At 58.5% G+C, this 26495-nt stretch carries 27 protein-coding genes, 1 tRNA gene and 2 pseudogenes; 10 read left to right on the top strand and 20 right to left on the bottom strand.

The genetic code is table 11. The features are described 5' to 3' along the window. The first annotated feature begins 421 nt into the window (after positions 1-421). From ACV7JP_RS09285 to ACV7JP_RS09270, 4 genes are all read left to right on the top strand, one after another. Positions 422-628: a DUF2905 family protein gene (locus tag ACV7JP_RS09285; RefSeq protein ID WP_457798927.1), complete on the top strand. Its 207-nt coding sequence runs from the start codon at positions 422-424 to the stop codon at positions 626-628. Between the two features lie 78 nt (positions 629-706). Continuing rightward, positions 707-1498 (top strand): bestrophin-like domain, encoded by a 792-nt coding sequence (locus ACV7JP_RS09280; protein WP_457798926.1) that lies wholly within the window; start codon positions 707-709, stop codon positions 1496-1498. Between the two features lie 269 nt (positions 1499-1767). Beyond that, on the top strand, positions 1768-2073 hold the full coding sequence (locus tag ACV7JP_RS09275) for a hypothetical protein (RefSeq protein WP_457798925.1): 306 nt from the start codon (positions 1768-1770) through the stop codon (positions 2071-2073). Positions 2074-2318: 245 nt separating this feature from the next. Next, positions 2319-2579: a hypothetical protein gene (locus ACV7JP_RS09270; protein WP_457798924.1), complete on the top strand. Its 261-nt coding sequence runs from the start codon at positions 2319-2321 to the stop codon at positions 2577-2579. Positions 2580-2610: 31 nt separating this feature from the next. Here ACV7JP_RS09270 and ACV7JP_RS09265 read toward each other — a convergent pair. Next, positions 2611-2687, bottom strand: a tRNA-Arg gene (locus ACV7JP_RS09265). A gap of 125 nt (positions 2688-2812) precedes the next feature. On the opposite strand from ACV7JP_RS09265, the gene ACV7JP_RS09260 reads away from it, so the two are divergent. Beyond that, positions 2813-4297, top strand: a complete 1485-nt coding sequence (locus tag ACV7JP_RS09260; RefSeq protein ID WP_457798923.1) for a phage integrase SAM-like domain-containing protein — start codon at positions 2813-2815, stop codon at positions 4295-4297. A 195-nt stretch (positions 4298-4492) separates the two neighbouring features. Beyond that, a complete protein-coding gene (locus ACV7JP_RS09255; RefSeq protein ID WP_457798922.1) occupies positions 4493-5344 on the top strand; it encodes a hypothetical protein in 852 nt (283 codons plus the stop codon). 210 nt (positions 5345-5554) lie between these two features. Here the strand turns inward: ACV7JP_RS09255 and ACV7JP_RS09250 are convergent, their stop codons facing one another. The 7 genes from ACV7JP_RS09250 to ACV7JP_RS09220 form a co-directional block, all read right to left on the bottom strand. Beyond that, positions 5555-6220, bottom strand: coding sequence for a recombinase family protein (locus ACV7JP_RS09250; protein WP_457798921.1), 666 nt, complete (start codon positions 6218-6220; stop codon positions 5555-5557). A 770-nt stretch (positions 6221-6990) separates the two neighbouring features. Next, complete coding sequence (locus ACV7JP_RS09245; protein ID WP_457798920.1) at positions 6991-10359, bottom strand: bifunctional DNA primase/polymerase; 3369 nt, start codon at positions 10357-10359, stop codon at positions 6991-6993. Between the two features lie 18 nt (positions 10360-10377). Continuing rightward, on the bottom strand, positions 10378-10776 hold the full coding sequence (locus ACV7JP_RS09240) for a hypothetical protein (RefSeq protein ID WP_457798919.1): 399 nt from the start codon (positions 10774-10776) through the stop codon (positions 10378-10380). Between the two features lie 216 nt (positions 10777-10992). Next, entirely contained in the window at positions 10993-11496 is a 504-nt protein-coding gene (locus ACV7JP_RS09235; RefSeq protein WP_457798918.1) for a hypothetical protein, read from the bottom strand. Beyond that, positions 11489-11674, bottom strand: coding sequence for a hypothetical protein (locus tag ACV7JP_RS09230; protein ID WP_457798917.1), 186 nt, complete (start codon positions 11672-11674; stop codon positions 11489-11491). The genes ACV7JP_RS09235 and ACV7JP_RS09230 overlap by 8 nt, the downstream gene beginning before the upstream one ends. 18 nt (positions 11675-11692) lie before the next feature. Continuing rightward, positions 11693-11962 (bottom strand): helix-turn-helix transcriptional regulator, encoded by a 270-nt coding sequence (locus ACV7JP_RS09225; protein WP_457798916.1) that lies wholly within the window; start codon positions 11960-11962, stop codon positions 11693-11695. 796 nt (positions 11963-12758) lie between these two features. Then, a complete protein-coding gene (locus ACV7JP_RS09220; protein ID WP_457798915.1) occupies positions 12759-13430 on the bottom strand; it encodes a hypothetical protein in 672 nt (223 codons plus the stop codon). 553 nt (positions 13431-13983) lie between these two features. Here ACV7JP_RS09220 and ACV7JP_RS09215 point away from each other — a divergent pair. Then, positions 13984-15018 carry a ParA family protein gene (locus ACV7JP_RS09215; RefSeq protein ID WP_457798914.1) on the top strand — a complete coding sequence of 345 codons (1035 nt, stop codon included), beginning with the start codon at positions 13984-13986 and terminating at the stop codon, positions 15016-15018. Positions 15019-15030: 12 nt separating this feature from the next. Next, complete coding sequence (locus tag ACV7JP_RS09210) at positions 15031-15633, top strand: HEPN domain-containing protein (RefSeq protein WP_457798913.1); 603 nt, start codon at positions 15031-15033, stop codon at positions 15631-15633. A gap of 311 nt (positions 15634-15944) precedes the next feature. Here ACV7JP_RS09210 and ACV7JP_RS09205 read toward each other — a convergent pair whose 3' ends face one another. The 12 genes and pseudogenes from ACV7JP_RS09205 to ACV7JP_RS09150 all read right to left on the bottom strand — a co-directional run bounded on the left by ACV7JP_RS09205 (position 15945) and on the right by ACV7JP_RS09150 (position 24284). Next, entirely contained in the window at positions 15945-16292 is a 348-nt protein-coding gene (locus tag ACV7JP_RS09205; protein WP_457798912.1) for a hypothetical protein, read from the bottom strand. 59 nt (positions 16293-16351) lie between these two features. Then, positions 16352-17882 (bottom strand): annotated as a pseudogene (tnpC, locus tag ACV7JP_RS09200) (IS66 family transposase). 54 nt (positions 17883-17936) lie between these two features. Continuing rightward, positions 17937-18305 (bottom strand): IS66 family insertion sequence element accessory protein TnpB, encoded by a 369-nt coding sequence (gene tnpB, locus ACV7JP_RS09195; RefSeq protein ID WP_457797227.1) that lies wholly within the window; start codon positions 18303-18305, stop codon positions 17937-17939. Further along, a complete protein-coding gene (locus tag ACV7JP_RS09190) occupies positions 18302-18430 on the bottom strand; it encodes a hypothetical protein (protein WP_457797107.1) in 129 nt (42 codons plus the stop codon). The genes tnpB (ACV7JP_RS09195) and ACV7JP_RS09190 overlap by 4 nt, the downstream gene beginning before the upstream one ends. 77 nt (positions 18431-18507) lie before the next feature. Continuing rightward, positions 18508-18729, bottom strand: a complete 222-nt coding sequence (locus ACV7JP_RS09185; protein WP_457797106.1) for a transposase — start codon at positions 18727-18729, stop codon at positions 18508-18510. A gap of 58 nt (positions 18730-18787) precedes the next feature. Then, a pseudogene (tnpC, locus tag ACV7JP_RS09180) lies at positions 18788-20279 on the bottom strand (IS66 family transposase). Between the two features lie 67 nt (positions 20280-20346). Further along, on the bottom strand, positions 20347-20703 hold the full coding sequence (gene tnpB, locus ACV7JP_RS09175; protein WP_457796655.1) for an IS66 family insertion sequence element accessory protein TnpB: 357 nt from the start codon (positions 20701-20703) through the stop codon (positions 20347-20349). Then, a complete protein-coding gene (locus ACV7JP_RS09170) occupies positions 20700-20828 on the bottom strand; it encodes a hypothetical protein (protein WP_457797107.1) in 129 nt (42 codons plus the stop codon). The genes tnpB (ACV7JP_RS09175) and ACV7JP_RS09170 overlap by 4 nt, the downstream gene beginning before the upstream one ends. A 77-nt stretch (positions 20829-20905) precedes the next feature. Next, on the bottom strand, positions 20906-21127 hold the full coding sequence (locus tag ACV7JP_RS09165) for a transposase (RefSeq protein ID WP_457797106.1): 222 nt from the start codon (positions 21125-21127) through the stop codon (positions 20906-20908). Positions 21128-21900: 773 nt separating this feature from the next. Beyond that, positions 21901-22149 (bottom strand): hypothetical protein, encoded by a 249-nt coding sequence (locus tag ACV7JP_RS09160; protein ID WP_457798911.1) that lies wholly within the window; start codon positions 22147-22149, stop codon positions 21901-21903. A gap of 768 nt (positions 22150-22917) precedes the next feature. After that, positions 22918-23154, bottom strand: a complete 237-nt coding sequence (locus tag ACV7JP_RS09155) for a hypothetical protein (protein WP_457798910.1) — start codon at positions 23152-23154, stop codon at positions 22918-22920. Positions 23155-23273: 119 nt separating this feature from the next. Continuing rightward, positions 23274-24284, bottom strand: coding sequence for a hypothetical protein (locus ACV7JP_RS09150; protein WP_457798909.1), 1011 nt, complete (start codon positions 24282-24284; stop codon positions 23274-23276). A 75-nt stretch (positions 24285-24359) separates the two neighbouring features. Here ACV7JP_RS09150 and ACV7JP_RS09145 point away from each other — a divergent pair, with 75 nt between their 5' ends. Next, positions 24360-24566, top strand: coding sequence for a hypothetical protein (locus ACV7JP_RS09145; protein WP_457798908.1), 207 nt, complete (start codon positions 24360-24362; stop codon positions 24564-24566). Between the two features lie 315 nt (positions 24567-24881). Further along, positions 24882-26366 carry a polyphosphate:AMP phosphotransferase gene (gene pap, locus ACV7JP_RS09140; protein ID WP_457798907.1) on the top strand — a complete coding sequence of 495 codons (1485 nt, stop codon included), beginning with the start codon at positions 24882-24884 and terminating at the stop codon, positions 26364-26366. Positions 26367-26495: the final 129 nt, after the last annotated feature.

Genomic DNA, 26495 nt, shown 5'->3' with positions numbered 1-26495 from the left:
AAGGCGAAACGCAGGATCTTCACCGCGAAGATGAAAGCGCCGGCGAGCGTGCCATGCTTCACCATCGTCATCGCCATCCAGATATGGTCCGGCCTCATCATCATTTTACCTCTCAAAAAGCGCGCAAGGCCGCGCGCGGGGCTTCGCAGTCCAGCGAGGAAGAAGACGTTTCGTCGTCAGGTTCAGGGCGTCTGCGTCTCGACAGGCCCTTGCGAAAGACGCGCCATTGCGCCTTCATTCGACTGAGCGATTTCGTCGCACCTCGATAGCGCGCGACGGCAATTCGCCCTCGAAAACCTGCGTGCGAGGTAACGGCGCGACCGCGCATTTGCAAGCGACGGGCTTCGCGAAAGCGCCCTTCGCGACAATATGTCACCTCGGGCGGCTTGGCGCCGCCGAGAAAGGCCAAGACGCGTTCACAATGCCCAAATTACTGATTTTCGCCGGCCTCGCGCTGATCGGGCTCGGCCTCTTATGGATGATCGCCGAGCGCTTCGGCTTGACGCTCGGGCGCCTGCCCGGCGACATCGTTTTCGAGCGCGGCGGTCTGCGCGTCTATGTTCCGCTCGCGACGTCGCTGCTCTTGAGCGCGCTGCTCGGCGTCGTCTTCTGGCTCGTGAATCGTTGAAGCGGCTCGGCCGCGCGCCGCGACGGCCTTTGACAAAGCCGCGCCCGCGCCGCCTAATGGCGGCGAAGGAGAGACGCGGTGTACGATTTTCTGAAAGGATTTTCGACGGGGCAAATGGCCCTCATGTTCTGCGGCGGCGCCGTCGCGCTGACCGTCGTCGGAATTTTCGTCTGCCGTCCCTTGTCGCGGCGCTGGATCCATGGACGCCGCAACGCCAACGACATGATCGGCTTCTCGCTGCAGAGCTTCGCGGCGCTCTACGGCATTCTTCTCGGCCTGCTCGCCGTTGAGGCCTATCAGGACTTCACCGCCGCGAAGGAAGCCGTCTCCAAGCAGTCGCTGACCTTCGCGACGCTCTATCACGATCTCAACGGCTTCCCCATGCCGTTGCGCGAGCGCTTGCAGCAGGATCTGCACGACTACGCCATCGAGGCCTTGGAGACGCATTGGCCGAGCGACCCCTATGCGCCGACGCCCACGGGCTCGTCGCCGACCCTGCGCCGCATGATGGCGAAGCTCCTGAGCTTCGAGCCCGCCACCAAGACCGAGGACCTAGTCTATGGCGAGACGTTTCGTCAGGTGAACGTCATGATCGAGCAGCGCCGATTGCTTCTCTCGAGCGAGAGCGACGGAATCCCCACGCCCATGTGGGCGGTCGTCTATCTCGGCGCGCTTCTCTACATGCTGCTCATGTGTCTCTTCGACATGGAGACTCACGTGCATCTTCTGCTCGGCGCGACGACGGCGCTGTTTCTCGGGGCCGTGGTCTTCCTCATCGCCGCGCTCGACAATCCCTTCCGCGGCGGCGTCACGGTCGATCCCGCGCCCATCCTCGCCATGCGCGACCGTCCCATCCGCACATCCGAATGACGCCCGTCGAACCGCCGCGGCTTCGGCGCTTACGCCTTCGCCCCGCGCGGATCGGAGCCGCTTTGAGCGGCTCGGCGAAGGCGAGGGAAGATGCGCGGCGGCGCCCGCCGCCAAGAAGTCAAAGGCGCGAAATCGCGCCGTCCCGCGCCGCGCCCGAAAACCAGCGCGGCCGGCTTTTTGTCGCCCTCGGTCAGGAACAACCCTCGGCCGCCTCTGGTTGATCGCCTACGCGGCGCACCGCGGGGGCGACACCTATCGAGGATGCCGACATGCAGCTTTTCAAGCGAAACCGGGAACGCGAGGCGGCGAATATCGGCGCTGTCGTCGCCGAACAGGCCTCCGCCGCCGCCAACCAGGCCGAACGCATGGTCGAACAGGGCATGGAACAGGCCGGCCGGACGCTCGCGGCCGCACGCGAGCAAGGGCGGCAGGTCGCGGACGACGCGAGCGAGGCGCTGGAGGATTGGCGCTCCACGATCGAGACTTCCGTCCGCGCGCAGCCGCTTACGGCTCTCGCCGTCGCGGCGCTGGCGGGGCTCGCGCTCGGCGCGCTGTGGCGCACAGGAGAGAAGTAAGGCGATCGGCGCGACGTCACGCCGCGCCGCTTAAGGGAACGGTTTTCGTTCGCCCGCGTTCCTTGGACATGCGCCGCGCTCTCGCCCTCGCTTTCGCGATCATGGCCTGCTCCTCGGGAGCATGGCCATCGGCGGGCCGCGCGCAGGAGGACGGTTTCGCCCTCTCTTACGCAGGGGGCGAAACGCGCGCGGCTCTACATGAGTCTTGGCGGGATTCTTGGCGGGCGCGCGTCGCGCGCGGGCGCATGGATTACGAAGCCTTCGCCGAGCGCGCCCTGAAAAAATACCTCTCCCTCGCCACCGGCTCCCCGGAGGGCAGGCAATCGCCCGTGGCGTCGATCCTGGGGGATCCGACCCTGCGCAGCGGCGACATTTACGCCGCGGCGAAGGGATTCATGATCTTCAGGGGCCGCGCGGCGCCGACGCATCGCGCGTCGGATTTCGCGCCCATGCCGGCCGGCCGGGCCCGGGAGCTCTCCCTCGCCATCGGCGCGGCGACACGGTAAGGCGCGCGGGCTCGCGACATATGCTGCGCGGTGGCGGTCCCGACAGGATTCGAACCTGTGACCTTCGGTTTAGGAAACCGCTGCTCTATCCTGCTGAGCTACGGGACCGCGTTATATATCTCGCTGATTTGTATTAACTAACATGATTTCAGCGAGTTACGAAGGCGTTGACTTGTGTGGAAACTTGTGTGGAATTGGCTTCCGACAGCGCCTACGCACAGGAATAGCACGCCATGAGCAAGTCTGGAATCCCCTTCGTCATGCGGGTTCCTGGCAGCGACAATTACCACTACCGGCGCGACGTTCCCGCCGATGTCAGGAAGACCATAGGCGTCACTCGCTGGAGCAAATCACTAGGGAGCGGCAGTAAGCGCGATGTCGCCGAACATGCCCGCGCGCTCGCTGCTGAGCATGACCGGCTGATTGCCCTCCATCGGCGCAAGGACCCGCTGGAGGCGCTGAATCCTGATGATCGCAAACGAGTCGAGCAGGCAGGAGGCGTTGAAGCCTTTATGGCGCGCCAGCGTGGCCGCTGGCAGGGGGCCAACCTCGCCGCCAACGTGGCGGACATGGTGCGCGACTACCCGCCAGAGGTAGACGACCCTGCCGTGGTGGAGTCCGAAGCGGCGGCGTTGGAAGCATCCGCCCGAGTCCTGAACGCGGCGATTGTGAAGGACGGCGCGATATTAGATCAGTTGGGAATAGCTCTGCCGCCAAGGTTGCGGAGGCCCGTTGATTCGAGCCCAGAGGGGGTTACCCTTCGGCAGATATTTGAAAAGTGGAAGGGCACGGGGCGCGCCAGCGAGGCGCAATTTCGGATTCCGATGGAAGCTTTTGAAAAGAAGTTTGGCCCGGTTCCTGTGAGAAAGATCACTGTGGATCAGTGCCGGGAGTTCCGCGACTATCTGGCAACTGGCGACAGAGCGGATGTCACTTCACGGAAATATTTTGTATCGTTCAAGACGTTGCTCAACTACGCGGTTAACGAAGGTCACATTGACGCGTCGCCAGCGGATAAGCTCACTTGGCGCGCGGAGAAGGTTAAGCACTCCGAGCGGATAGAAGGTAAGCGCCGGACGTTCAGTCCGGCAGAGACTGATAAGCTGCTCAAGGCGTTGCCTATCTATGCGGCGGAATCCTATGAACATACCCAAGTCGCTTGGTTCGTGCGTATTGCGTGCTGGACGGGGATGCGGCCTGAAGAAATTGCACAGCTAGCACCTGGGGACGTGTGCGAGGTTGCTGGCGTCTGGGTTTTCCGGGTCCACGATCTGCACGACAATAACGTCAAGACGCGCGCTGGCGTTCGAGAGGTCCCGGTTCACAGATGGCTGATCGATGCCGGGCTTCTGGCGTTCGTCGAGAAGCGCCCGAAGGAAAAACGGTTGTTCGCGCTATGTCAGAAAGCCGATGGCAGGGGCAGGCGGTATCCGCCGATCTACAGCCGCTGGACGCATTTCCTGAGAGAGCGTCTGAAACTGACGGACTCGAAGCTGAGTATGTATTCCTTCCGGCACGGAATGAAGGATGCTCTGCGACTGGCCAGCGTCGGTGAGTATGAGCAGGACCGGCTATTAGGTCACGCGAGGAAGGGGCGGGAAGTTCAGGACGGTTATGGTCGGGCTCAGATCGTTGTCTTGAATGACGCGCTCCAGAAAGCGGACCCGCTGGACCCGCGCCGGACTGTGACACAGTTTAATGGCGGTGTTGATAGTTAAGGTATTTGGTGACACTCCGCTGTCCCTCAACCGACAACAGGGGTTCAAGTCCCGTAGGGAGCGGCCACAAAATTTTCAACGCGATCGATTCATTGCCGGACGCGCCAACCGTCGACCAACGATTGCGCCGAATTTGCAGGTAACGTAACTTTTAGCTCCTTTGTTAGGAAATTCCATTTCGCAGCGGAGGCTTCAGTGTCGCTTGAGAACGGCGCGTCCACAGCGCAGAACGACATTCTCGCGAGAAAAATCGAACTCTTAGAGCTCGAACTCAAAAAGAGAGATGTAGAAGCGGCGGCAAAAAGCCCGGCAGCTAAGCCATGGTGGTCGAGTTTAGTTGAAATTCTTGCGCTTCCGGCAGCAATAATAGCGATAGTATTTCAGCTGACTCAAATGAGCGGAAACGTTCAAACAGAAGCAAAAACTGAAGCAGAGACTAGTAAGATTCGCGTTGAAGAAATAAAGACTCGTGCAGAACTTCAGGAAATACTAGATACGTTAGCAGAGAAAAAGCAGAAGGGTGTCGTAGCCTATAGAGATGAAATTGAGAAAACAATTCCGAAGCTGCAAGAAACTGTCGATCGTCTAAGGACTGCAAATCTTCTAGCTGCCCCCGGACTGCTTGGGAGGAGCTTGGCGAAATTTGTCTTGCTTTGGATACTAATTCACGCAGTTAGCCTAGCGTTCGATGTTATATCACAGATTTGGGGGGCGTTCATTAGTAGCCTTTCGATATTCTCTAATGGAATGGCAGAAAAACTAGTCAAAGGACGCGATAAATATGGCAATGTTGATTACAAAAAAGTTAACAAGATCAGATCGATGATTTCGCTATTTACGGTTATGCTATCGTTTGTTCCAAGTATTCTAAGATGGTCTATTCAAATATCGATTTTTCTTGCGCTATTTATTCCATTGTTTGATGAAATCATACTGGCCCTCGGTTCGAATCGATCATTTAATGAAGTATTAACACTAGCAAAACAGTATGATTTATCCGGCATGTTAGCTGTGATGAAAGAGATATTATTTGGCGGAAAAATATAACTGCGAGACTGTGACAGTCTTCGCCGCCGTCACCTATTCCATATACAAGGTTTAGGCTAATTCGGGTTCCGCTCGATGGCCCTCCCCTGATGCCAGGGCCGTGCCCCCCGGAAGGGTCCCTTGAGCCTAGCCATAAAGGCAAGCTGGAATAACGCCTATGCGTAGGAACTGGGCCTATCTGCGCTCCAAAGCGACCATCTTTCGCCCGTCTCAGCCCTCCAGGCGCGCCAAGACGCGTTGAACCTGGACCGCCTGCCACTTGCCGCCCTTCGCAGTGGGGATTCCCTTCTCATTCAAAGCGGCAGCGATCCCGCCGAGAGAAGTCACGCCAGTCGAGCGCAGATCGGCGATAATCGGCCCTAGATCAGCAGCGCGGTTGTCTGCCTGGGCGGCTCTGGCAGCGCGTCCAGCGGCGGAATCGACCTTCACGCCACGGAACCCGCCGAGCTTGGTTCCGCGCGCCTTAGCGGCCTGGAGAGCCGCTTTGGTGCGGTCGGAAATGGCCTTGGCTTCGTGCTCAGCAACCGCCGCAAGGATGTGGATCGTCAGGCGATTAGCTTGCGGGAAGTCGGCGGCGACGAATTCCACGCCCGACTCCATAATCGCAGACACGAAGGCCACGTTACGGGCGAGTCGGTCCAGCTTAGCGATGATCAGCGTCGCGCCATGCAGGCGGCACAGGCGAAGGGCTTCGGCGAGCTTGGGGCGGTCGCTGCGCTTGCCGCTCTCTACTTCTACGATCTCCGCTGCCAGTTTCCAGTAGCCGCCATTCAGGAACGTGCGGACGGCTTCCTGTTGCGCTTCAAGGCCAAGTCCAGAGCGGCCCTGCTTCTGCGTCGAGACGCGGTAGTAAGCAATGTAGGTTCCGTTTGCCATTTTGATACGCCCGATACGCTGCTACACAAATTAGTCTACGTTCGTTGACAAGAACGTAATGGCATAACGGGAGGCAGTCAAGCGAATTTTGGGCGGTTTTTGAGGGAGCCGAGCGCAGAAAGCGTGGCAGAAAGTCGCGCGTAGTCGGGCGTAAGCGCGAGACCACAAGAGCGGCGCGATTGGCGTAGCTACTCGGCGGGAGCGTCGGCGTTGAAAGAGGTTCGAAAGCGGGAGGGCGGCGTCGGTCGGTGGTCTAGACCAGACTTACACAAAGGTTTCTTTATATCTGAACTTACTAATCTTATGCGCCGTCCCTTAACCTTAATTCTTCAGGTTAACGACTCCATCGTATGATCTTTACAAACAATCTGCTTACTACCGCACTGCCCCTGCCCGCGCGAGGTCGCGGCGGATCGGCGAGGCGGTTGGACAGGCGCTCTCGAAATGACTCTGAGCGTCTGGAGGGTTTGCGGCTGGTCTCGACACTCTCGACGGCTGCTCTGGGCTCGACTGGTTGGTGAACGGTTCACGTGTGGTCGCCTCCCGCCCGTTTTCCCTCCAACCGTCCTTAAGAATTAGGGTAGGGAGGTATTTGTGGGAAAATCACGCGTGTGAAAAATAGAAAAAAATCGATGTGCGCTAGCACACACCCATTTTTCACGCACGCGCACATTAGGAAAAATCCCACATCTACCTCCCTACCCTAATTCTGCCGCCCAAAAAGAAAGGGCGGACACTGGTCCGCCCGTTCTCTTGATGACTGTCGCCAGCTACTCGACCATCCACCCAACAATCGCTGTATACGGCTCTGGGCTCGTCTCGGATGGCAGAAGCTCAGCGTGGGTGTCACAGTATTCGTCAAGCGCCTCCAGCCATGCCTCTTCGGTCATACCCTTTAACATCTCGCCGCCCGCCTGTGCGAATAGATCAACAGTCACAAGCTCAACGTGCCAATTTTGCTTGTTGTCAGTGCCGCGACCGCCGCCGACAAAACGAAACGCGCGGTCGCCGTGCTTGACGGTCCCGCGCTTTCCTAGGCGCTTGCCAAGCGAGTTTGCCTTATCAACGGCGTCCGCCTTGAACGTGATATTCAAGCCGTGTTCCTCGATCAGATAGACAATCGACTTTTCGTTATCCCATTCGCTGGCGGCTGAATTCACCACGCCCATCTTCCCAAGCGGACGCGGCTTATCCTTATAAAGGTCATACCAGATAGCGGCGAGCGCTCCCCAATCTTCCTGATCACCAGTCGACGCCTTGCGCATCATGTCCAGGTTTTCAAGGAAGCCTTCGACGCCAATCGCCTGAAGCACGCCGCCCATGATGCGGCTCCAGCCCTCAAAAGACTTCAGCGGCGTGCCGTGCCATTCCTTCTTCCCCTGATCAATCCAGAAGCGGATTAGCGTTAGACATGCCCAGACCAGTTCCCCGCGATGCTTGGGAACCCATGTTTCCAGGTCGTGTTTGAAGCCAGCGCGCGCCAGGGGATCACATCCCGCGTCAAGCCCGATAGGAGCGCAGCGGCGTCCGATTTCCCAGCTAGTCCCGACGTTGTTACCAGCAAGGATCGTGGTGCAGGTCACCTTGGCGCGAATGTTCTCGCTCTTACCAAGGCGGCGGTCATTCCAGGTGCCGCACGTCGCGAAGTTGGCAAGCGCCGCGCCGTGAACGTGATTGTTGAGGTTGTCGATCAGAAGCACCGGCTCACGGGTCAGCAAGAATGCGGTCAGCATCTTCCCGATTTCGTCGGATGATCCCTTCTCAGTCTGCGCCGCCACATCGCGCCCATATGCGATGCGCATCAGAGTCTGGATCAACAGCGACGCGCCTGTGCCCGCATCCGGCTTCTGGACGAAGCTATAAGGCAGGTGACCGGGGATCATGGGGCGCATGAATTGCTGCAACAGAAGCGCGATGGCGTGCGCCTTCGAAGCCTTCCCGCCCGTCTTGCTTTCCCCGCCGTCGTGGAAGGGAAAATCGGTCAGGACGTGGTTCTCGATTAGATCGCGCGCTTTCGCAACGTCATCGTGTGTTGGATGCTCCGGCACTTCAGGCATGTGGAATCCAGCGGGCGGATTATAGAAGACCTTCGATCCAGGATGATAGCCGGGAGTCGAGATCAGTTCGCCGCCCTTTGCGAAGAATGGCGAAGTGACAAAGCTCTCCAGTTCTGGGAAGCGCAAATCGGTCTGCCCGATAATCTGCTTCGCGACGTTCTTATCTGCATCAACAATGCGTATTCCGTCCTTATACGGCTTCGCCCAGGTGACGTGCTCGTTAAGCTCAGACCACATCATGTCCGCATCCATGCGCTCGGTCGTGATGACTCCTTCCTCATTTGGAGGAAGCAAGCGCACCATGGCGTCGCCGATCTGGAAATACTTATTGAGCCCGCCCGCATTGAGCGCGGTCAAGCGATCCCATGCGGTCGTGACCATGTAATCAAAGTGATCTTGGTCGATAACGAGTGTCGGATTGTTTTCGCGTCCGGGGAGCCCGAGCGTTGCCTTGTTCCCCTCGATGCGCTTCTTCTTGTTGCGCTCACCAGCGGCCTTCGCTTTTTCCTTCGCTACGATCCCGCCGAGTGCGGTGTTCAGCTTCCCCTCGGTCGTGCCAATCTTCTTCGCGAGCGTCTTGATCAACCCCGAACGCAGCTTTGGCGGAAGCTTCAGGAGCGCAAGCTTCTCACAGGCGCGATTGACTGTCTTCTGATCCGTGAAATCAGAGAAGCCTTCGATCAGTTCCTTGAGCTTTTCATATGCGCTCTTGATGAGCTCGGCTTCCTGTTCCTTGGCCATGCCGATGAATTCGCGCGCATCGGCAATGCGTTCGTCAAGATAGCGATCTGTCGCGTAGCGGCTCACGTTGCGCCCGTCATCGCACGGCGCAGCCTTAATCACAGGAATCAAGACCGCCTTGGCTTCTTCGTCAGTCGCCTCCAGGCCATTGTGATAGAAGAACGAACAGAGCGCCGAATAGATCGGGCCATGGAAACCGTTCTTCCCCTTGCTCTCTTCGCCAATGCGGGACAGGTAAGCATCGACGCCAAGCAAAAGCTCGCCGTCGTCGCCGATCTCCCAACCACGGGAAGCCATGTCTTTCGCAGCGTCGTCAAACACGTCGAAGCGTGAGTCGTAGCCGTCAGCGCTCGACTCCGTCTCCAGCTTCTCCTTGCTGGTCTTCTTGTTCGCCTTGTCAGCCGCCTTCTGCTCAGCCGTCTTGTTGCTCGCGGACTTCATGGCTTCGATGAACCACGTCGGAAGTTCGGCAAGCTCAACTTCTCCCGGCCCGTAGCCAGGAACCCACATATAGCGACGAAGGCTTTCATGGTTGCTGCCCGGCCCGATGATGTAGCCGCCGGTCCCGCGCGTGTCGATCCCGCGCCCGATAGTCCCGGCGCTGATCGTCAACCCTTCCTCTTCGGCGGGGGCCTTGAAGTAGAGATGCAGGCCATCGCCACGGCCTGAGAAGGCCATCAACGTCTCAGGCAGCTTGCCGTGCTCGGCCTCCAGCGTTCGCAGCGAGTCCATGCCGATCTTGCCATCAAGGTCAATCACGAAGACTCCAGACGGCTGCCCCGTGGCGATGGCAATATTTGCCCCGCGCTTACGATTCCACAGATCGCGGATTTCGTCTGGATCGTTTGTGGCAAGCTCTTTCCACTTACCGCGCGGATGTTTTCCAGGCTTGTTGTAGCACGTCACCGGCTCCGGGAGGGGAATTCCGTCTATCTTCGCGAAGTAGCGCTGCACATTGCAGCAAGAGCATTCCGGCTCATCGTTCTTGCCGGGCTGCATATGGAACACCGGGAAGACTTTGAAGCCAAGCGCCCCAAGTGCGAGCGCGTGGTTGCGCATCTTGTTGATGCCGTTGTAGGGATCAAATTCCATGTCCTTCGCGGCGTCGAACAAGGAGTCGAGACCGTCGAGCACAGAGTGCCCGGAGGCTTCGTCGCAGAGAACGTTGCCCGGAATCTCTTGATTTTCATTGAGATTCGTTGTGATTTCAGTTGCTTCAAATTCGGACATTTGATAAGATACCTCGATTCCCGCGCTCATTGAGCGCGTGATTGACGATACGTCCTTCTGCTTCTGGACGTTGGGTTGAGAGAAGACTTCAAAGCGGCGCGGTTTGCTCACTGCGTCGCTTCTTCTTTGTTAGTATGCGGTTGCCGCGAACGCCTGTCGCCAGCGCGCTCTATGTCGCGGATGGTAGCCGCCGCCCGCACGGCCTGTGATTTCACCCTGCGTTGCGCCATGCGTCTTCAGGCGGCGAGCAAGCTCCGCTAGGAAGCTTGCGTTTGCAGGATGGTCGTCAGGTAGATTGGCGTCGTAGTGTCTTGCACCTAAGCCAATAAGCGCTGCCTTTTCCGCGCGCCAGACCGCGCCGAACGCGCGGTTATTGGCGTGACGGAAGAGAACCGTCCCCGTGCTGCCTATCCCGATGCGATCTTCGAACGGTTCGATGATGTCGATACGGTAGTGCTCCGAGGCTTCGACCATTCGCCAAACCGTGGGAAACTGGCGTTCAAAGCGAGCGATCTTTGACTCGCTCATTGCACGCCCCCACGCAGCATTTCGAGTAGGCGCTGTTCGTGAGACATTGACTCGCTCTCGTTCGCGTAGCCGCGACCGTGGGGAGCGAATTGACGAAAACGGCGAGCAGGCTGCTTGCGGTTGGCAGTTCCTGGATCGTCAGGGCGGCGACGTTCGCCACCCCAAATCCCCTTCAGTTCCGGCGTGAACGGCGGGACCTTTTGGCGCTTCGGTTCCTCAGCCATTCGCGCCTCCCGCCATAAAGCCGCCAGTGGCCCAACCGTTCGCGACGCGAGTCGCTTCATTGGCTGCGGCAATTTTTTCTTCGGGGCTGAGCTTCGCGAAGGTGTCGGCGGTCATGCCAGGAGGCAAGCCGCCCTGCTTGACACGATCCATCCACTTGGCGCGCGCGGGACCGTCCACCTTATCGCGGATTTCTGCCTTCTTGTGGTAAGGCAGCGCGTCGTAATCCGCCTTTGTCAGGCCGTCATACTTCGCACGGTCATCCACTGGCGCCTGTGTGGCGGCTCCGATTGATCGGGAGCCGTAAACCAGCAGGTCTGAAAGGAACTGAGTCGCCGTCTCGCCCGACGCGGAACGATATTCGCCGTCTGCGTCGCGAATGTAACCCGCCGCCTGCAAAGTGGCAGCATGGTTGTCCATCTCAGCCTTGTTACGCACCGCGCCAACTGAGTCGTAAAAGTCGCTTACGAGCAAGCGGAAGGTGTCTAGGTCAGACATGATCAGCGACTCCCTTCTCAACGGCGCGCTGCTTGCGCGCCTCCAGGGCGCGGGCGAATTCCTGACGGCGCTCTTCGGTCATTGCGCTCCAGACTTCTGGGCTCACCCCCGAAAAGAGAAAGGCGGGTCCGAAAAACGGCACTGTTCCCGTTTCGGGGTTTGTGCTTTCGTTGGTCATTGTTTCAAAGGCTCCTAGTTACGCGGCACTGGCGCGAATGTGGTTGATCCATTCTTCAACGTGCTCGTCGAGAAACATCTTGCGTCCGCAGATGGTCACGGATTTCGGGCCTTCGCCCGCGCGCACAATCTTGTAGAAGGACGCACGCGGAACGCCCGTCATGGCGATGACAGCGGTAGCAGTGAGGAAGCGGGGGGAAGTTTTGCCGAACGAAACGTCAGCCGTAACAGGCGCTGTGCCGGTAGCGACGACGCCGCTTGCGACGGCGGTATTTGAATCAAGGCTCATTGGGATGGCTTTCGATAAGCCGATCCAGGCGACTGACTGACAAAGAGTCACGGCGGAACGCGCGCAAAACAGGCGACAGCCAACGGCCCGAAAAGGCAGTTGAAGGGGAGCTTCTGAGTGGTGCTTGTCGCGCTTTTTGCTTCCCGTCGCCGGTCAGGCGAGGTCCGCCGCTTTGCCGCTCAATCCTGAGAAGGAGAGCCTAAGCTGGCGTCCGGATTTCCGGACGTTGACGAAATGTTAACCGCAAACTTAACCAATGTCAAGCAAAAATTGCTACATTGTCCAAGTAGGCTCACTTTTCCGCTTGATCTTGACATATGGCGTCGCCTTCCGAAAGTCAACCACTATGCCGCACGGGAGGCTGGTTAGGTTCTCTAGGCTGTAGGGGCGCGAATCTAGGAATTGTGACGCCCCTTGCTACGATTCTAAACATTGATTTTATTGTGTTTTCTGCCTTTACAAATCACAGCACGTCTGCCAGCCTTGCAGTGCTGAGTAACCGTAAGCTGGAGTTTGAAAAATGACCGATTCAAAATTTTAAGCCGCCGAAGCCCACTTGGCGACGGTCGCCACTCTGCTTGAAGACATCCAGGAAGCCGCCGAGTCACCGATCCGAACTGCTCTCGACCTTCACGAAACTGCCTCTCGACTTCGCGCCCTGCTAGCCCAGGCGTCGGCTCACGTTGATGCGGCGGAAGCGGCGATCGTCTAACGCCCGCAGCAATAAAGCCCCGGACGATCAGCTTGGGGCTTTTCAACGTCTCGGCAAAATCCGATGAGGCACTCGCTTGGCGCCCTACGGGCGAGGGTTCTTGCGCTTCGGCCCTGACGCGTTAGTCAAGTGGGCCTTACCCTTGTTTTCGAATTCCGCGAGCGTGCGAACGCGCCGATAAACAGAGAGCAAAATCTTTAGCGTCAAATAGGGGCTGCCCGTGAGAGCATCAATCTCCCTCGGACTCTTGAAGCCAAGCAATTTTGCCATTTGATTGCTCGATTGCTCGACAAAATCTAGCTGCTTTTTGTCCAAATCTATTTTTTCACTACTAACCTTCAGCTTCAAAAGCTTTCTGTCCTGCATTCCTTTGTAAATGTTACTGTATGTTGAATTTGCGGCATCTATAGCACCGGCAATTGTCTTTACCGCTGCGGCGACAGATGTCGCCGTTGCGATCCAGAGCCCAAGGTCCATCCATCCTGGAGACGCTTTCTGCATCGCTATAATCTGCGGCCTACGCTTAGGTTTGACCGAGAATTTTAGCTGGTTGAAAAAGCTGACGGCGCTATACCCCCCTTGCCAGGGATATGTTCGATATGCGTTCACTAGCCTATCGCGGTCGGCGGCCTCCAGCGTTCTATCTAATGAAACGAAGAAGAAATAGACCTGCTCATAGGCTCTCGGAAACCGATACAAGTCTTCTAACGACCAGTCATCATTGAGGTTTATTCGGTAACGCCCATATTCTTCCATGGTCAGCCTCCGAATCGCAACGAATCCAAACCAAGCAGCTTGATCGATAGCACAGCAGGAAAGGCACTGCGTAAGGGTGTCGGCGATCCCGCGAATCGGCTAGCCTTTCGTGCCAAAACCCCAATTCCATCTCTGTAGTGGCGTCATCCGGAGACACAGCATGAGTTTCCAACGCGTCGATTTCGACTTCCTGTTAACGCGTTCATTCAAGGTTGAAGAACCGCCGGCTTACACGTCGTCAACCGAGGTTCGCGTCAGAGGCGAACGCCTACACCGGCCTATCTATTGGCAAGGGCGGCAATGGGCTGTCACAAGGTTCGGCGTTGAAGCGCGCGACGGAACTTACGTAATTGCGAGCCATAGGGTTTGGGAAGAAGAAGACGGATATGGATGGGTAGACGCCATGGCCGAAAAGGAGTGGGTTGACCTACCCGATTTCGTTGAAGCGCTGCGATTGGCGCGGTCGCGCTGGCCACGGTAATAACGCGGTTGACTCAGCATTCGCGCGGTCCGCAAACACGGGGCGCAGGATCGAGACCAAATCGAGGCTAAAATGACCACCTATGCTTTCTGGAATAATAAAGGCGGAGTGGGTAAGAGCTTTCTATGTTTTGTTGCTGCCGCCGAATATGCGTTCAAACACCCGGAAAGCGATGTTTATGTGATCGACCTTTGCCCCCAGGCAAATGTTTCGGAGACGCTACTCGGCGGTGCCCCCAACAGTCCTGCAGCAATGAATGAACTCCTAAATAGTAGCCCCAGAACTACAATCGCTGGTTACCTTGAGGAAAGACTAAACTCGCCATTCAAAAAATTATTTGATGCAAATTCTTATATATCTGAGCCATATCATTTTAACAAAAACATACCTGAGAACTTATATTTGATTTGCGGAGACAATCTCCTTGAAGTGATTGCAGAAGCAATTCGACAGACGTCTCAGTTGTCGATACCTGTCGATGCATGGAGACAGGTATTATCCTGGGTGAAAGATTTAGGAGACTCTCTTAAAGAGCGCAGCGGAGACAGAGATGCGATCATTATAATCGACTGCAACCCCAGTTTCGCTATCTACACACAGCTAGCATTAGCCGCCGCCGACTACGTTGTCGTCCCGTTTACCGCCGACGACAGTTCCCGACGAGGGATCGAAAATGTGATAGCGCTCCTTTACGGCTTGGGCGACCCTCACACGAGCGCATATGCTAAGCTTAGCTTTTCGAAGCGTGCGAAGGAAGAAGGCCTGGACACCCCCAAGCTCCATACATTCATAAGTAATAGAGTAACGATATATGAGGGACAGGCAAGTAAGGCCTTTAAGGCTATAAGCAAATCCATCAAAGACACGCTGGATTTGATTTATGGCAAGCATAGATCAATTTTCGCGAATCCAAAACATCTTCCTAGCTCTGGTTTCATCGAGGTTCCAGACTATCACAGCGCGTGTATCGTAGCGAGCACTACTGGGACCCCTGTCCATAAACTGAAACCCGGCCCGAAGATGATAGGAGGCGAGCGAGTTCAGCTAAACAAAGAGCCTTTGGACCGATATCGCAGCGCCTTAGAGAATTTCGTCAACTGTCTTTGAGGGCTTTCGGAAATGCCGTCTCGGGCAGCCCAAAAATTCGAGTCGTTTTCCCCAAGGGTCTTGCACCTCCGGAATATAGCCAACGATAGCAGAATTCGTCCACTCCCCCGCCTTGCATCAGAAACATACTATCACGCCTGCCTAGCATTGCGGGTCGCCGCATGGGAGACATACATTGAAGAACTGATTAGAGAATTCTACGTAATAACGGCTAACCCAACGGCGTTAGAGTTCAATGCGATGCATGACATATCAAGAAAACGCTCAGAGGTCGCACTCTCGAAATTCAACACTCCAAATTTTGAAAATTCGAGAAATATTCTTGTAGAGTATACGGGCTACGACCCGTATTCCGATTGGGTTTGGAGCAAAAAGTCGATGTCTGTGATCCAGGTCCAAGCTTTGCACAATGAAATACTCAAGGTCAGGCACAGTTTTGCTCACGGACACTCGATACCGCGCTACACATGGAATACAGTCCCTAGCGGTCGCTGCCGACTAACAGCCAAAAGCATTGATTTGGTGGAAGCATTTTTCAAGAATTTGGTCCGATGCACCGATACCGGAATGAAGACCTTTCTGAGACTTCAATTCAATATCAATGCGCCGTGGTGACCGTAGCAGCTACCGTAGGGCGACACGAAGACGTGTCTCGGTGAATCCAGTTATTTCGGATATGAAGTTGCGCTGCCGTCTGATAGGCAGCCGTGTTGTGATTTGCGTCACACCTCTGCTACCGTCGCCATTGTTCTTAAATTCGACCGGAACAGCGCGAACACGGCTCAATGGGATAACCGCTTCACCGCTTCATTGTCGTGCAGGATTGCTGGATTGGCCTCCTGACGTCCGGCGTGCCTTCCGCATAATGTGGAGCGCCACCCCAATGAGACGCAGGCATTACAGCCGAGCTAACGGCGCTACCAGCGTTAGCCGCCTTCCAAGAATCGCCCGCCAATGAAGCTCTCCGCCCCGCTGAGCAGCCCGCCAGAACCACCACCACCGCCAAGGCCCTTCGTCATTTGCTCAATGAGCTTCTGAAGTTCCGATGTGAAGGACTCTGTCGCCGGAACGCCCCGCGTCAGTGCTCCTGAAAGCTTGGTAACGTCGCCATCGGAGATCGTCAGGGACGGCGCGGCTTGCGTGATCGACTGAGTAGATTTGCCCATCTCGCTAGCGAGCTTCGTTTCAGCCTGCAGTTGCTTTTCGATTTCCTGAGTCGTAACCGCTGTTTTCAGGCCACGTGTTTGAGAGCGACCGGCTGCGCGTAGGCCCATGGCATGAGCTCGTCGAGTTTGCTCGCGAGATGTCCGTCGACGATCTGTAACCGCTGTTTTCAGGCCACGTGTTTGAGAGCGACCGGCTGCGCGTAGGCCCATGGCATGAGCTCGTCGAGTTTGCTCGCGAGATGTCCGTCGACGATCTTCGCGAGGACATCGGCCATATAGGCCATCGGATCGACGCCGTTCAGTTTGCAGGTCTCGATGAGCGACGCGACGATCGCCCAGTTTTCGCCGCCTCCGTCCGAACCCGCGAAGAGCGCGTTCTTGCGATTGAGGGCAATGGGACGGATCGCGCGCTCGACGATATTGGAGTCGATCTCGGTGCGCCCGTCGTCGATAAAGCGCGTCAAGCCGTCCCAGCGTGAAAGCGCGTAGCGGATCGCCTCGGCGAGCTTGGTCTTCTGGCTGATCAGCGCGAGCTTCTCGCGCAGCCATGGCTCGAGGGCGTCGAGGATCGGGCGGGATTTTTCCTGTCGCGCTGCGCGCCGGTCGTCCGGGTTCTGCCCGCGGATGTCGCTCTCGATGGCGTAGAGCGCGCCGATGCGCGCCAGAGCCTCACTGGCGATCGGCGCGGGACCTGCTGCGGCGAGTTCGTAGAAGCGCCGGCGGACGTGAGACCAGCAGAAGGCGAGCGACACGCTGTTCTTCTGCGTCAGCGCGCGATAGCCGGCGTAACCGTCGACCTGCACGACGCCCGTGAAGCCGGCAAGATGCGTGAGCGGCTGCTCGGACTTTCGGTTTTGCGCATAGACATAGACTGCGATTGGCGGATCGGCGCCGCCCCATGGCCGGTCGTCACGCGCATAAGCCCAAAGTTGGCCGGTCTTGGTGCGCCCGCGCCCGGGGTCAAGCACCGGCGCCCTTGTCTCGTCGGCGAAGATTTTTGTCGACGATCTGATGTGTTCCAGAAGCCGCTCGTGCACGGGCCGCAAATGCCAGGCGGCGCGGCCAACCCAGTCGGCGAGCGTCGAACGGTCGAGGGCGATCCCCTGCCGGGCGTAGATCTGTGCTTGGCGATAGAGCGGCAAGTGATCGGCGTATTTGGAGACCAGCATGGGCGATTGTCGCCTCGGTCGGCAGGCCGCCCTCGATCAGCCGCGCCGGGGCCGACGCCTGCACGATAGCGCCCTCGCAGGCGCGGCAGGCGTATTTGGGACGCCGCGTCACCAGCACGCGGAACTGCGCCGGCACGACGTCGAGCCGCTCGGAGACATCCTCACCGATCTGATGGAGCGCCCCCTTGCAGCAGGGACAGGCTTTATCCTCGATGTCGACGATGGTTTCGATGCGCGGGAGATGCGCAGGCAGCGCGCCACGGTTCGTGCGGCGCTTTCTGGACGCCTTCTCGCGTTCGGTGGCGGACTTGGCTTCCTCCTCCGCGGCGGCGCCCGCTTCCGTCTGTTCGACCTCTTCGAGCGCGAGCAGCATCTGGTCTTCGGGAAGGGTCTCGGCGCGTCGTCCAAAGCGATGGCGCTGCATCTCCTTGATGATCTGCACGAGACGATCGTTGCGCGCCCGCTCGGCGAGGAGCATCGCCTTCAGTTCGTTAGGATCGTCGGGAAGCGTCTCGACCGCCTGCGCCATAGACGCAGAAGACCATATTTTGTGCCGTCTTTCGACGCTCTCCGACGCCCTGATTCACTGTGTCGCATCATCCCGACAAGGCCGGCGCCGACGTCTCCTTCGCGCAGTGACGCGCCGCCAGTCTAGCCCCTCCAGCAGCGCCGAAAATTGCGCCGCCGACAACCGCATCACCCCGTCTTCGATCTTCGGCCAGCGGAACTCGCCGTCCTCCAGTCGCTTGGCGAAGAGGCACACACCCGTGCCGTCCCAGAAGACAAGCTTGATGCGGTCCGCCCTCTTCGCGCGAAAGACGTAGATCGCGCCGTCGAAGGGATCGCACTGTATCGTCTCGCGCACCAGCGCCGCGAGACCCTCCGCGCCCTTGCGGAAGTCGACCGGCTTCGTCGCCACCATCACGCGCACCGCGCCCGTCGGACCGATCATTTGGCGGCTTTCAACGCCCGGATCACCGCAGCGATGGTCTTTGCTTGCGCGCCGCGTCCGACCCGAACCGTGACGCCATCAACTTCAAGTTCGATCGTCGGCGTCGAATCGACTTCCTGGCGCACAGCGCGTCGTTCGCGTTTGGTGAGCGGCGCGGGCGCAGGCCCTTGCGTGACTGCGGGAACGAACAATGGCGGCGCGCCTACGTCCTCGCGAGCCTCGGTCTCTTTGCGCGCCTGACGACGCCACGTAAAAGCTGCTGCGGCGTCAGACCATGCCGCCGCGCCACTTCACAAACGCTCGCGCCCTCCGCGAAGCTCTCAGCGACAATCGCCGCTTTCTGATCCGCGCCCCACGTCCTCCGACGCCCCGAGCCCGTGAAGACCTCGATCCGCCGCGCCGGAAACGCTTCAGGCTCCGGCATATGTTTACGCTCTGAAATCGACATGTGTCGGAGCCCTCTATCGCTCCGATTATCGTCCCTACCGCTCGCTCAAAACAGGTGGGAGCAGAACAGCGCTTACGACGATCTTCGCGAGGACATCGGCCATATAGGCCATCGGATCGACGCCGTTCAGTTTGCAGGTCTCGATGAGCGACGCGACGATCGCCCAGTTTTCGCCGCCTCCGTCCGAACCCGCGAAGAGCGCGTTCTTGCGATTGAGGGCAATGGGACGGATCGCGCGCTCGACGATATTGGAGTCGATCTCGGTGCGCCCGTCGTCGATAAAGCGCGTCAAGCCGTCCCAGCGTGAAAGCGCGTAGCGGATCGCCTCGGCGAGCTTGGTCTTCTGGCTGATCAGCGCGAGCTTCTCGCGCAGCCATGGCTCGAGGGCGTCGAGGATCGGGCGGGATTTTTCCTGTCGCGCTGCGCGCCGGTCGTCCGGGTTCTGCCCGCGGATGTCGCTCTCGATGGCGTAGAGCGCGCCGATGCGCGCCAGAGCCTCACTGGCGATCGGCGCGGGACCTGCTGCGGCGAGTTCGTAGAAGCGCCGGCGGACGTGAGACCAGCAGAAGGCGAGCGACACGCTGTTCTTCTGCGTCAGCGCGCGATAGCCGGCGTAACCGTCGACCTGCACGACGCCCGTGAAGCCGGCAAGATGCGTGAGCGGCTGCTCGGACTTTCGGTTTTGCGCATAGACATAGACTGCGATTGGCGGATCGGCGCCGCCCCATGGCCGGTCGTCACGCGCATAAGCCCAAAGTTGGCCGGTCTTGGTGCGCCCGCGCCCGGGGTCAAGCACCGGCGCCCTTGTCTCGTCGGCGAAGATTTTTGTCGACGATCTGATGTGTTCCAGAAGCCGCTCGTGCACGGGCCGCAAATGCCAGGCGGCGCGGCCAACCCAGTCGGCGAGCGTCGAACGGTCGAGGGCGATCCCCTGCCGGGCGTAGATCTGTGCTTGGCGATAGAGCGGCAAGTGATCGGCGTATTTGGAGACCAGTATGGGCGATTGTCGCCTCGGTCGGCAGGCCGCCCTCGATCAGCCGCGCCGGGGCCGACGCCTGCACGATAGCGCCCTCGCAGGCGCGGCAGGCGTATTTGGGACGCCGCGTCACCAGCACGCGGAACTGCGCCGGCACGACGTCGAGCCGCTCGGAGACATCCTCACCGATCTGATGGAGCGCCCCCTTGCAGCAGGGACAGGCTTTATCCTCGATGTCGACGATGGTTTCGATGCGCGGGAGATGCGCAGGCAGCGCGCCACGGTTCGTGCGGCGCTTTCTGGACGCCTTCTCGCGTTCGGTGGCGGACTTGGCTTCCTCCTCCGCGGCGGCGCCCGCTTCCGTCTGTTCGACCTCTTCGAGCGCGAGCAGCATCTGGTCTTCGGGAAGGGTCTCGGCGCGTCGTCCAAAGCGATGGCGCTGCATCTCCTTGATGATCTGCACGAGACGATCGTTGCGCGCCCGCTCGGCGAGGAGCATCGCCTTCAGTTCGTTAGGATCGTCGGGAAGCGTCTCGACCGCCTGCGCCATAGACGCAGAAGACCATATTTTGTGCCGTCTTTCGACGCTCTCCGACGCCCTGATTCACTGTGTCGCATCATCCCGACAAGGCCGGCGCCGACGTCTCCTTCGCGCAGTGTACGCGCCGCCAGTCTAGCCCCTCCAGCAGCGCCGAAAATTGCGCCGCCGACAACCGCATCACCCCGTCTTCGATCTTCGGCCAGCGGAACTCGCCGTCCTCCAGTCGCTTGGCGAAGAGGCACACACCCGTGCCGTCCCAGAAGACAAGCTTGATGCGGTCCGCCCTCTTCGCGCGAAAGACGTAGATCGCGCCGTCGAAGGGATCGCACTGTATCGTCTCGCGCACCAGCGCCGCGAGACCCTCCGCGCCCTTGCGGAAGTCGACCGGCTTCGTCGCCACCATCACGCGCACCGCGCCCGTCGGACCGATCATTTGGCGGCTTTCAACGCCCGGATCACCGCAGCGATGGTCTTTGCTTGCGCGCCGCGTCCGACCCGAACCGTGACGCCATCAACTTCAAGTTCGATCGTCGGCGTCGAATCGACTTCCTGGCGCACAGCGCGTCGTTCGCGTTTGGTGAGCGGCGCGGGCGCAGGCCCTTGCGTGACTGCGGGAACGAACAATGGCGGCGCGCCTACGTCCTCGCGAGCCTCGGTCTCTTTGCGCGCCTGACGACGCCACGTAAAAGCTGCTGCGGCGTCAGACCATGCCGCCGCGCCACTTCACAAACGCTCGCGCCCTCCGCGAAGCTCTCAGCGACAATCGCCGCTTTCTGATCCGCGCCCCACGTCCTCCGACGCCCCGAGCCCGTGAAGACCTCGATCCGCCGCGCCGGAAACGCTTCAGGCTCCGGCATATGTTTACGCTCTGAAATCGACATGTGTCGGAGCCCTCTATCGCTCCGATTATCGTCCCTACCGCTCGCTCAAAACAGGTGGGAGCAGAACAGCGCTTACCCTGAGTCGCGTGCTTGGACTGATCCGAGAGCTTATGAAACGAGCGGGTTCGATTCATATCGATCCCGCCGACTGCTTGTGTGAGCCCTTCCACCCACGAGGCAACTGCCAATGGTCGTAGTCGCGGAAGTCACCCCCCACTTAACCGGCCCGTATTCACGCGCGGCTTGTTGCATTGCGCCGTTGAACTGACGGTAAGCCGGGTCCGTTCCGTCCGCGACGTAGCGCCCATTGCGATAGAGGTTCACGTCGCCAGCCGTGCCCTCGAGATGCTGCGAGTTGCGAATGCCGAGACCATGGGCGGCGTTTCGATCAGCTTCAGCCTGCGAACGTAGGCCCTGTCCGTGGTTCATCGTGAAGTTCTGACCGCTGATTTCCTTTGCGCGAAAGAACATCTTTTGAATGTCGGGTGGATGCGTTGCAGGTGCTTGATCGTTCCCGCGTCCAGACAGGAGCGCTTATACATTTCCGCCAGTGAACCGCTGATCGGTCGCGCCAACGCGTTCGGCGACAGCAGGGCTTCTGGAGGTTCAGGCGTTGGGAGTCGAGCCCAGAGAGCGCAGGTCGGTTGCGGTCGCACGGACGGACGCAGATAGCGCCTTCAGCCCTGCTTGGGCCTGCGTCGAGTCAATCGTGATTTGGATGCTATGGGAATTCTCAGCCATCGGCTAACTCAGACTGTAATCATTGCAACGCGCGCATCGAAGAGGTCCAAATCGAGCGCTTTTTCATTCGGATAGGTCGGCGACAGCGAACCTTGGTTGGCTACGATCCATTCGCGCACGGCGGCAGCATCGTATAGGAGCGCCGGGGGGTTGATTTGAGGGCGTGGAAAGCTTGCGTATCGGTTACGCAGCTTTGTGAGGCTGGCGACGGTGCGTCCCAGGCAATGCGCAAGTTGGGCGGTCGTTAGTGTTGTCACGTCAAGCCGCCTTGCCGGTCTGATTCAGACGTCGCTTGCACCACGCCTTGATGTCCGACGCGCGCCACATCGGGCGCTTCAGTAGGACAACGCAGGGGGGAAAGTCCGGATCAGCCTTCAGTGTGCGGAACGTGCTGAGGCTCACGCCGATAAGCGCGCACGATTCGCTCTGGTTGAAGTAGATTTCGTCAGCAACGATTCTCACGCGATTTACTCAATGCGCTCTGCGCGCCATTCGGGTTATGAGGGAGCGACTCCCGTTTCCAGGGTCTTGGCGAACAGTCACGGAGTCAGGGCTGTCGTCATTGGAAACAGGAGTCGCGGTTTGCCGCCGACATGCCGGAGGAATGCCAGCAACCGGCTACGGCGGCGCTTCGCGTTTGCACCGTCTGCAAATCCTCCCGACGAGTCATGCAGAGGGCGGCAACGCAAATGGGTTAGCCGGGGGTGGCGAGGCGTCGCCCTACTTAGCTTCCAACAGAGGTTGGGCGACGCCGCGCCAAATGGGAATCGCTTTGCAAAAGGTCGCGTGCGATCCGCCTACAAGAATGTCTCCAGAAACAAGCTCACAGCCCCATGCCAAAAGCTGCGATTTGTTTAGGGGGAACCGATTCTATCACCGATAGAACGGCGCGGGTCTGCGCAAATCAGTTGGTCGGCAAGAACACATACTGAATTTGGCGATTGTCCGCCGTTTCTTGACTGTCTAAATGCTAGCACAAAATGACATAAAAAGCGATATTTTCGGACACGCGGCTCAAAATGTTTTCAGAGAAGCGCCCCTTGCTTATCGTCCGATTTACGACTCGCCTTCTTCAGGCTTTCCGTGAAGCCGAATGGGACCTTTGGGCGGCGATTGTCGATTACCTCAGCCACCGTCAGCATTTGCAGACGCGGAAACTCGTTGCCGCCTGTCTCATAGAAGCCCGCCCCCGCAGCTTCCTTTTGCATCTCGCGCGTCGGGGATTGAGCTTCAAGAATATGCCGAGCGCGCCGCACCTTCACGTTCCATCATTCCCTTCGGGTCGCGAATTTTATACCGCCATCCGGGCACAGAAATGATTACCGTCTGTGGCTTCTCGTAGGCGTTGCGGAAGTGAAGGAAGTCAAGACGCCCTCTCAAATCATAGCGATCTAATGTTTAATCGTATCGCTGAGATAAAAGCTGTAGGTTTATCATTTGTGCGTATCTGATCTGCTGTCATCATTCGTATTTCCTCAATAGTTGGCACAGTTACTTCGTAAGGAAATTTGAGTTCTAAAATGAGATTTTGTATGTTCGCTATTGCTGACCGCACAGGAGTATCCAAGCAGGCTAGGGTCTGATTAATTGCGGCGATTCGTCCAGGGTCGCCGGGATGTGTTTGATAAAATCCTTGCAAAAGGCCACCATAGTATCCATATAACCTTGTAAATTTGCCAACCTCCGATCCAAGCTGGATAAATGGGACATCATCTGCATCAGCCTCATCAGTAAATTTTTCACTATTTCTTTGAACTGACTCCATCGTGAAATATGGAACAGATCTTCCTGGGACAAATCTGAAAAAATCTACATCATTTTCGAGCGAAAAACTTATCTCTCTTTGGTATATGCTACCGACATTCTTTGACAACGCCCTATCGATGGCCGCAAAAGTCTTTAAGAAGCTTTCTTCGTTTACTACATTTTCGCCGTTAGCTATGTTTTTCTGCGATACGTCGCCAAAGTAAAACCCCCTCATTGCCATCGTCTGCATGCAGTCGCCAATGTGCAATATACTGCTAAGTTCTGCTGAAGAATTGAATAAGGCAAGAGACCTTTTGATCTCCGTCTTTTTTCTTCCGGCAGCTATGCCCTTCAGAGTGTTATCCACGCATGTAGTATAATCCTTATAATTGAAGTTTGGTATAGACGCCACCTGCGCTGAGCCCTCAAAGATTGTCGCTCGCTGGCCGACCGTGCCGACGATCCTGAAACGCCCCGCGTTATAAGTAAACGAGGTTCCGGGAGGGGCATTGATGTAATTAGCTGCAAAACCCACGCACACGTCACGCGCGGCGTATGCGTCCTCGGTGGCATCTTGCGCAAGCGCGCAAGTGTTCATGAACGCGCAAATGAGGGCGAAAAATGCGGCGATTCGGAACGGATTCATATTCGACTCCCTTTGCAACCGGAAAAAGGGACGTTACCATATTTTTGCCGCATTGCACATTTTTGGGAGATCGAGATGGAGACCAAGACCGTAGTATATATCTATTTAATGGTTCTGGTTATCATTGCTGTGCTTTATGCCTTGACGGCTGGCATTTCAACGTTCGCGCAGGCACCAACAGCCGCACTGGAAGCTGCGATACCAGTTTTCGTCGATTTATTGAAGGTAGTGACGGGCGCAGTTATTGGTTCGCTATCGACTGCACTTGGCAAAAAGGAGTGAGTTTAGCTTCGATACGTCCAAATATATTGTCTCATTGCTTTGCTAATTACATGGTAAAACGCCTTTTTATTTGGTATCTTTGCCAATGCTCGGACCTTAGGCGTCATTCTGCGCATCTCAGCACTATCGATTTTGATGGGCCGAGGTTCGAAACTTGTGTGGAGCTTGTGTGGAATGCTTGTGTGGAGGGTTCGAAAAACCAAATAAAAACAATGGCTAGAAAAGGATTTGGAGTTCTGCTGAGCTACGGGACCCCGCAGCCAACATCTACCACAGCGGGGCCGATTGAAAAGTTTCGATTGTGGAAAGACGGCCATGTTCGAGTCCGCCCGCCTGCCGCATGTGATGAGCAAAGCGGAATTCGCCGCCGCCGAGGAGCGGCTGCGGGAGCAATTGCTCGACGCGCAGTTCGAGGTGGCGGAGCAAAAGCGCGCCGCAATCCTGGTATTGATCAACGGCTCCGACGGCGCGGGCAAGGGCGAGGTGGTCAACCGCCTCTATGACTGGCTGGACGACCATCTCGTCGAGACGCTCTCCTATGGCGCGCCGACCGACGAGGAGCGGGCGCGGCCCGGCTCGTGGCGCTATTGGCGCGACATGACCGCCAAGGGGCGAATCGGCTTGGTGCTCGGCTCCTGGCACCATCGCCTGCTGCGCAACCGCGCCCTGCGCCGGCTCGGCAGGAACGCCTATGACAACGCCCTCGAGGAGATGATCCGCTCGGAGGAAATGCTGCGCCTCGAAGGCGTCCATCTCCTCAAGATCTGGCTGCAGATGGATGACGGCGAGGCGCAGCGGCGGCTGGAGAGGCTGCGCGAGTCCAATGGCGCGCTGCGCCGCCCGGCGGTTATCGAATGGGCCGAGCTCGACGGCCCCAAGGCGCGCGCGCGCCTCGTCGACGCCGCATTGGAAATGATCGAAAAGACCTCCGCCGGCGACGCGCCCTGGGCGGTCGTGCCCGCCGCCGATCCCTATTATCGCGACGCCGCCGTGGGCGGCCTGCTGCTGCGGACGCTCCAGCGCGCCGCCGCCGGCGTCGGGCCGCCGCCGCCGCGCGCGAGCGCCGCCGCCGCGCCGGCCCCGGACCTGCCCCGGCCGAGCCTCGCCTCGGCGCTCGATCTCACGAAGAAGCACGATCCGGAGACCTATAGCCAGGAGCTGCGCGCGCTGCAGCGGCGCCTCACCGAGGCGACCACCGCCAAGAGCTTCAAGGACCAGGGGCTCGTTCTCGTCTTCGAAGGCAATGACGCCGCCGGCAAGGGCGGCGTCATCCGCCGCGTGCGGGAGGCGCTCGATCCGCGGCGGTTCCGGGTCCATGGCGTCGCGGCGCCGACGGACGAGGAGCGGGCGCGGCCTTATCTGTGGCGCTTCTGGCGCAATATCCCCCGCCGCGGCGACGTCGCGATCTTCGACCGAAGCTGGTATGGCCGCGTGCTGGTGGAGCGCGTCGAAGGCTTCGCCGCGCCCGAGGACTGGATGCGCGCTTATCAGGAGATCAACGATTTCGAGCGGCAGCTCGGCGAGACCGGCTACATGGTCGTCAAATTCTGGCTGGCCATCTCGCCGGACGAGCAATTGCGCCGCTTCCAGGATCGCGAGGCGAAACCCTTCAAACGCTACAAGCTCACGCCCGATGATTGGCGCAACCGCGAGAAATGGCCCCTCTACGAGGCGGCGATGACGGAGATGGTCGACCGCACCAGCTCGCGCCTCGCGCCCTGGACGCTGGTCGAAGCCGACGACAAGAAATATGCGCGGCTCAAGACGCTGCGCGCCATCGTCGCGCGTCTGGAGGCCTGATGCGGTTCCCCGCTTGATTGCTTCGCTATGACGCTCCCGCCGTCATCGCGAGCCTTTTCTCGAAGTCGGGCGTGCCCGACTTCGCAATGCTGGCGAAGCAAACCAGAGGGTCATCGCGGCTCCTGGATT

It is taken from the genome of Methylocystis sp. S23, from assembly GCF_054106005.1.
This window is presented reverse-complemented; position numbering and strand designations above follow the sequence as displayed.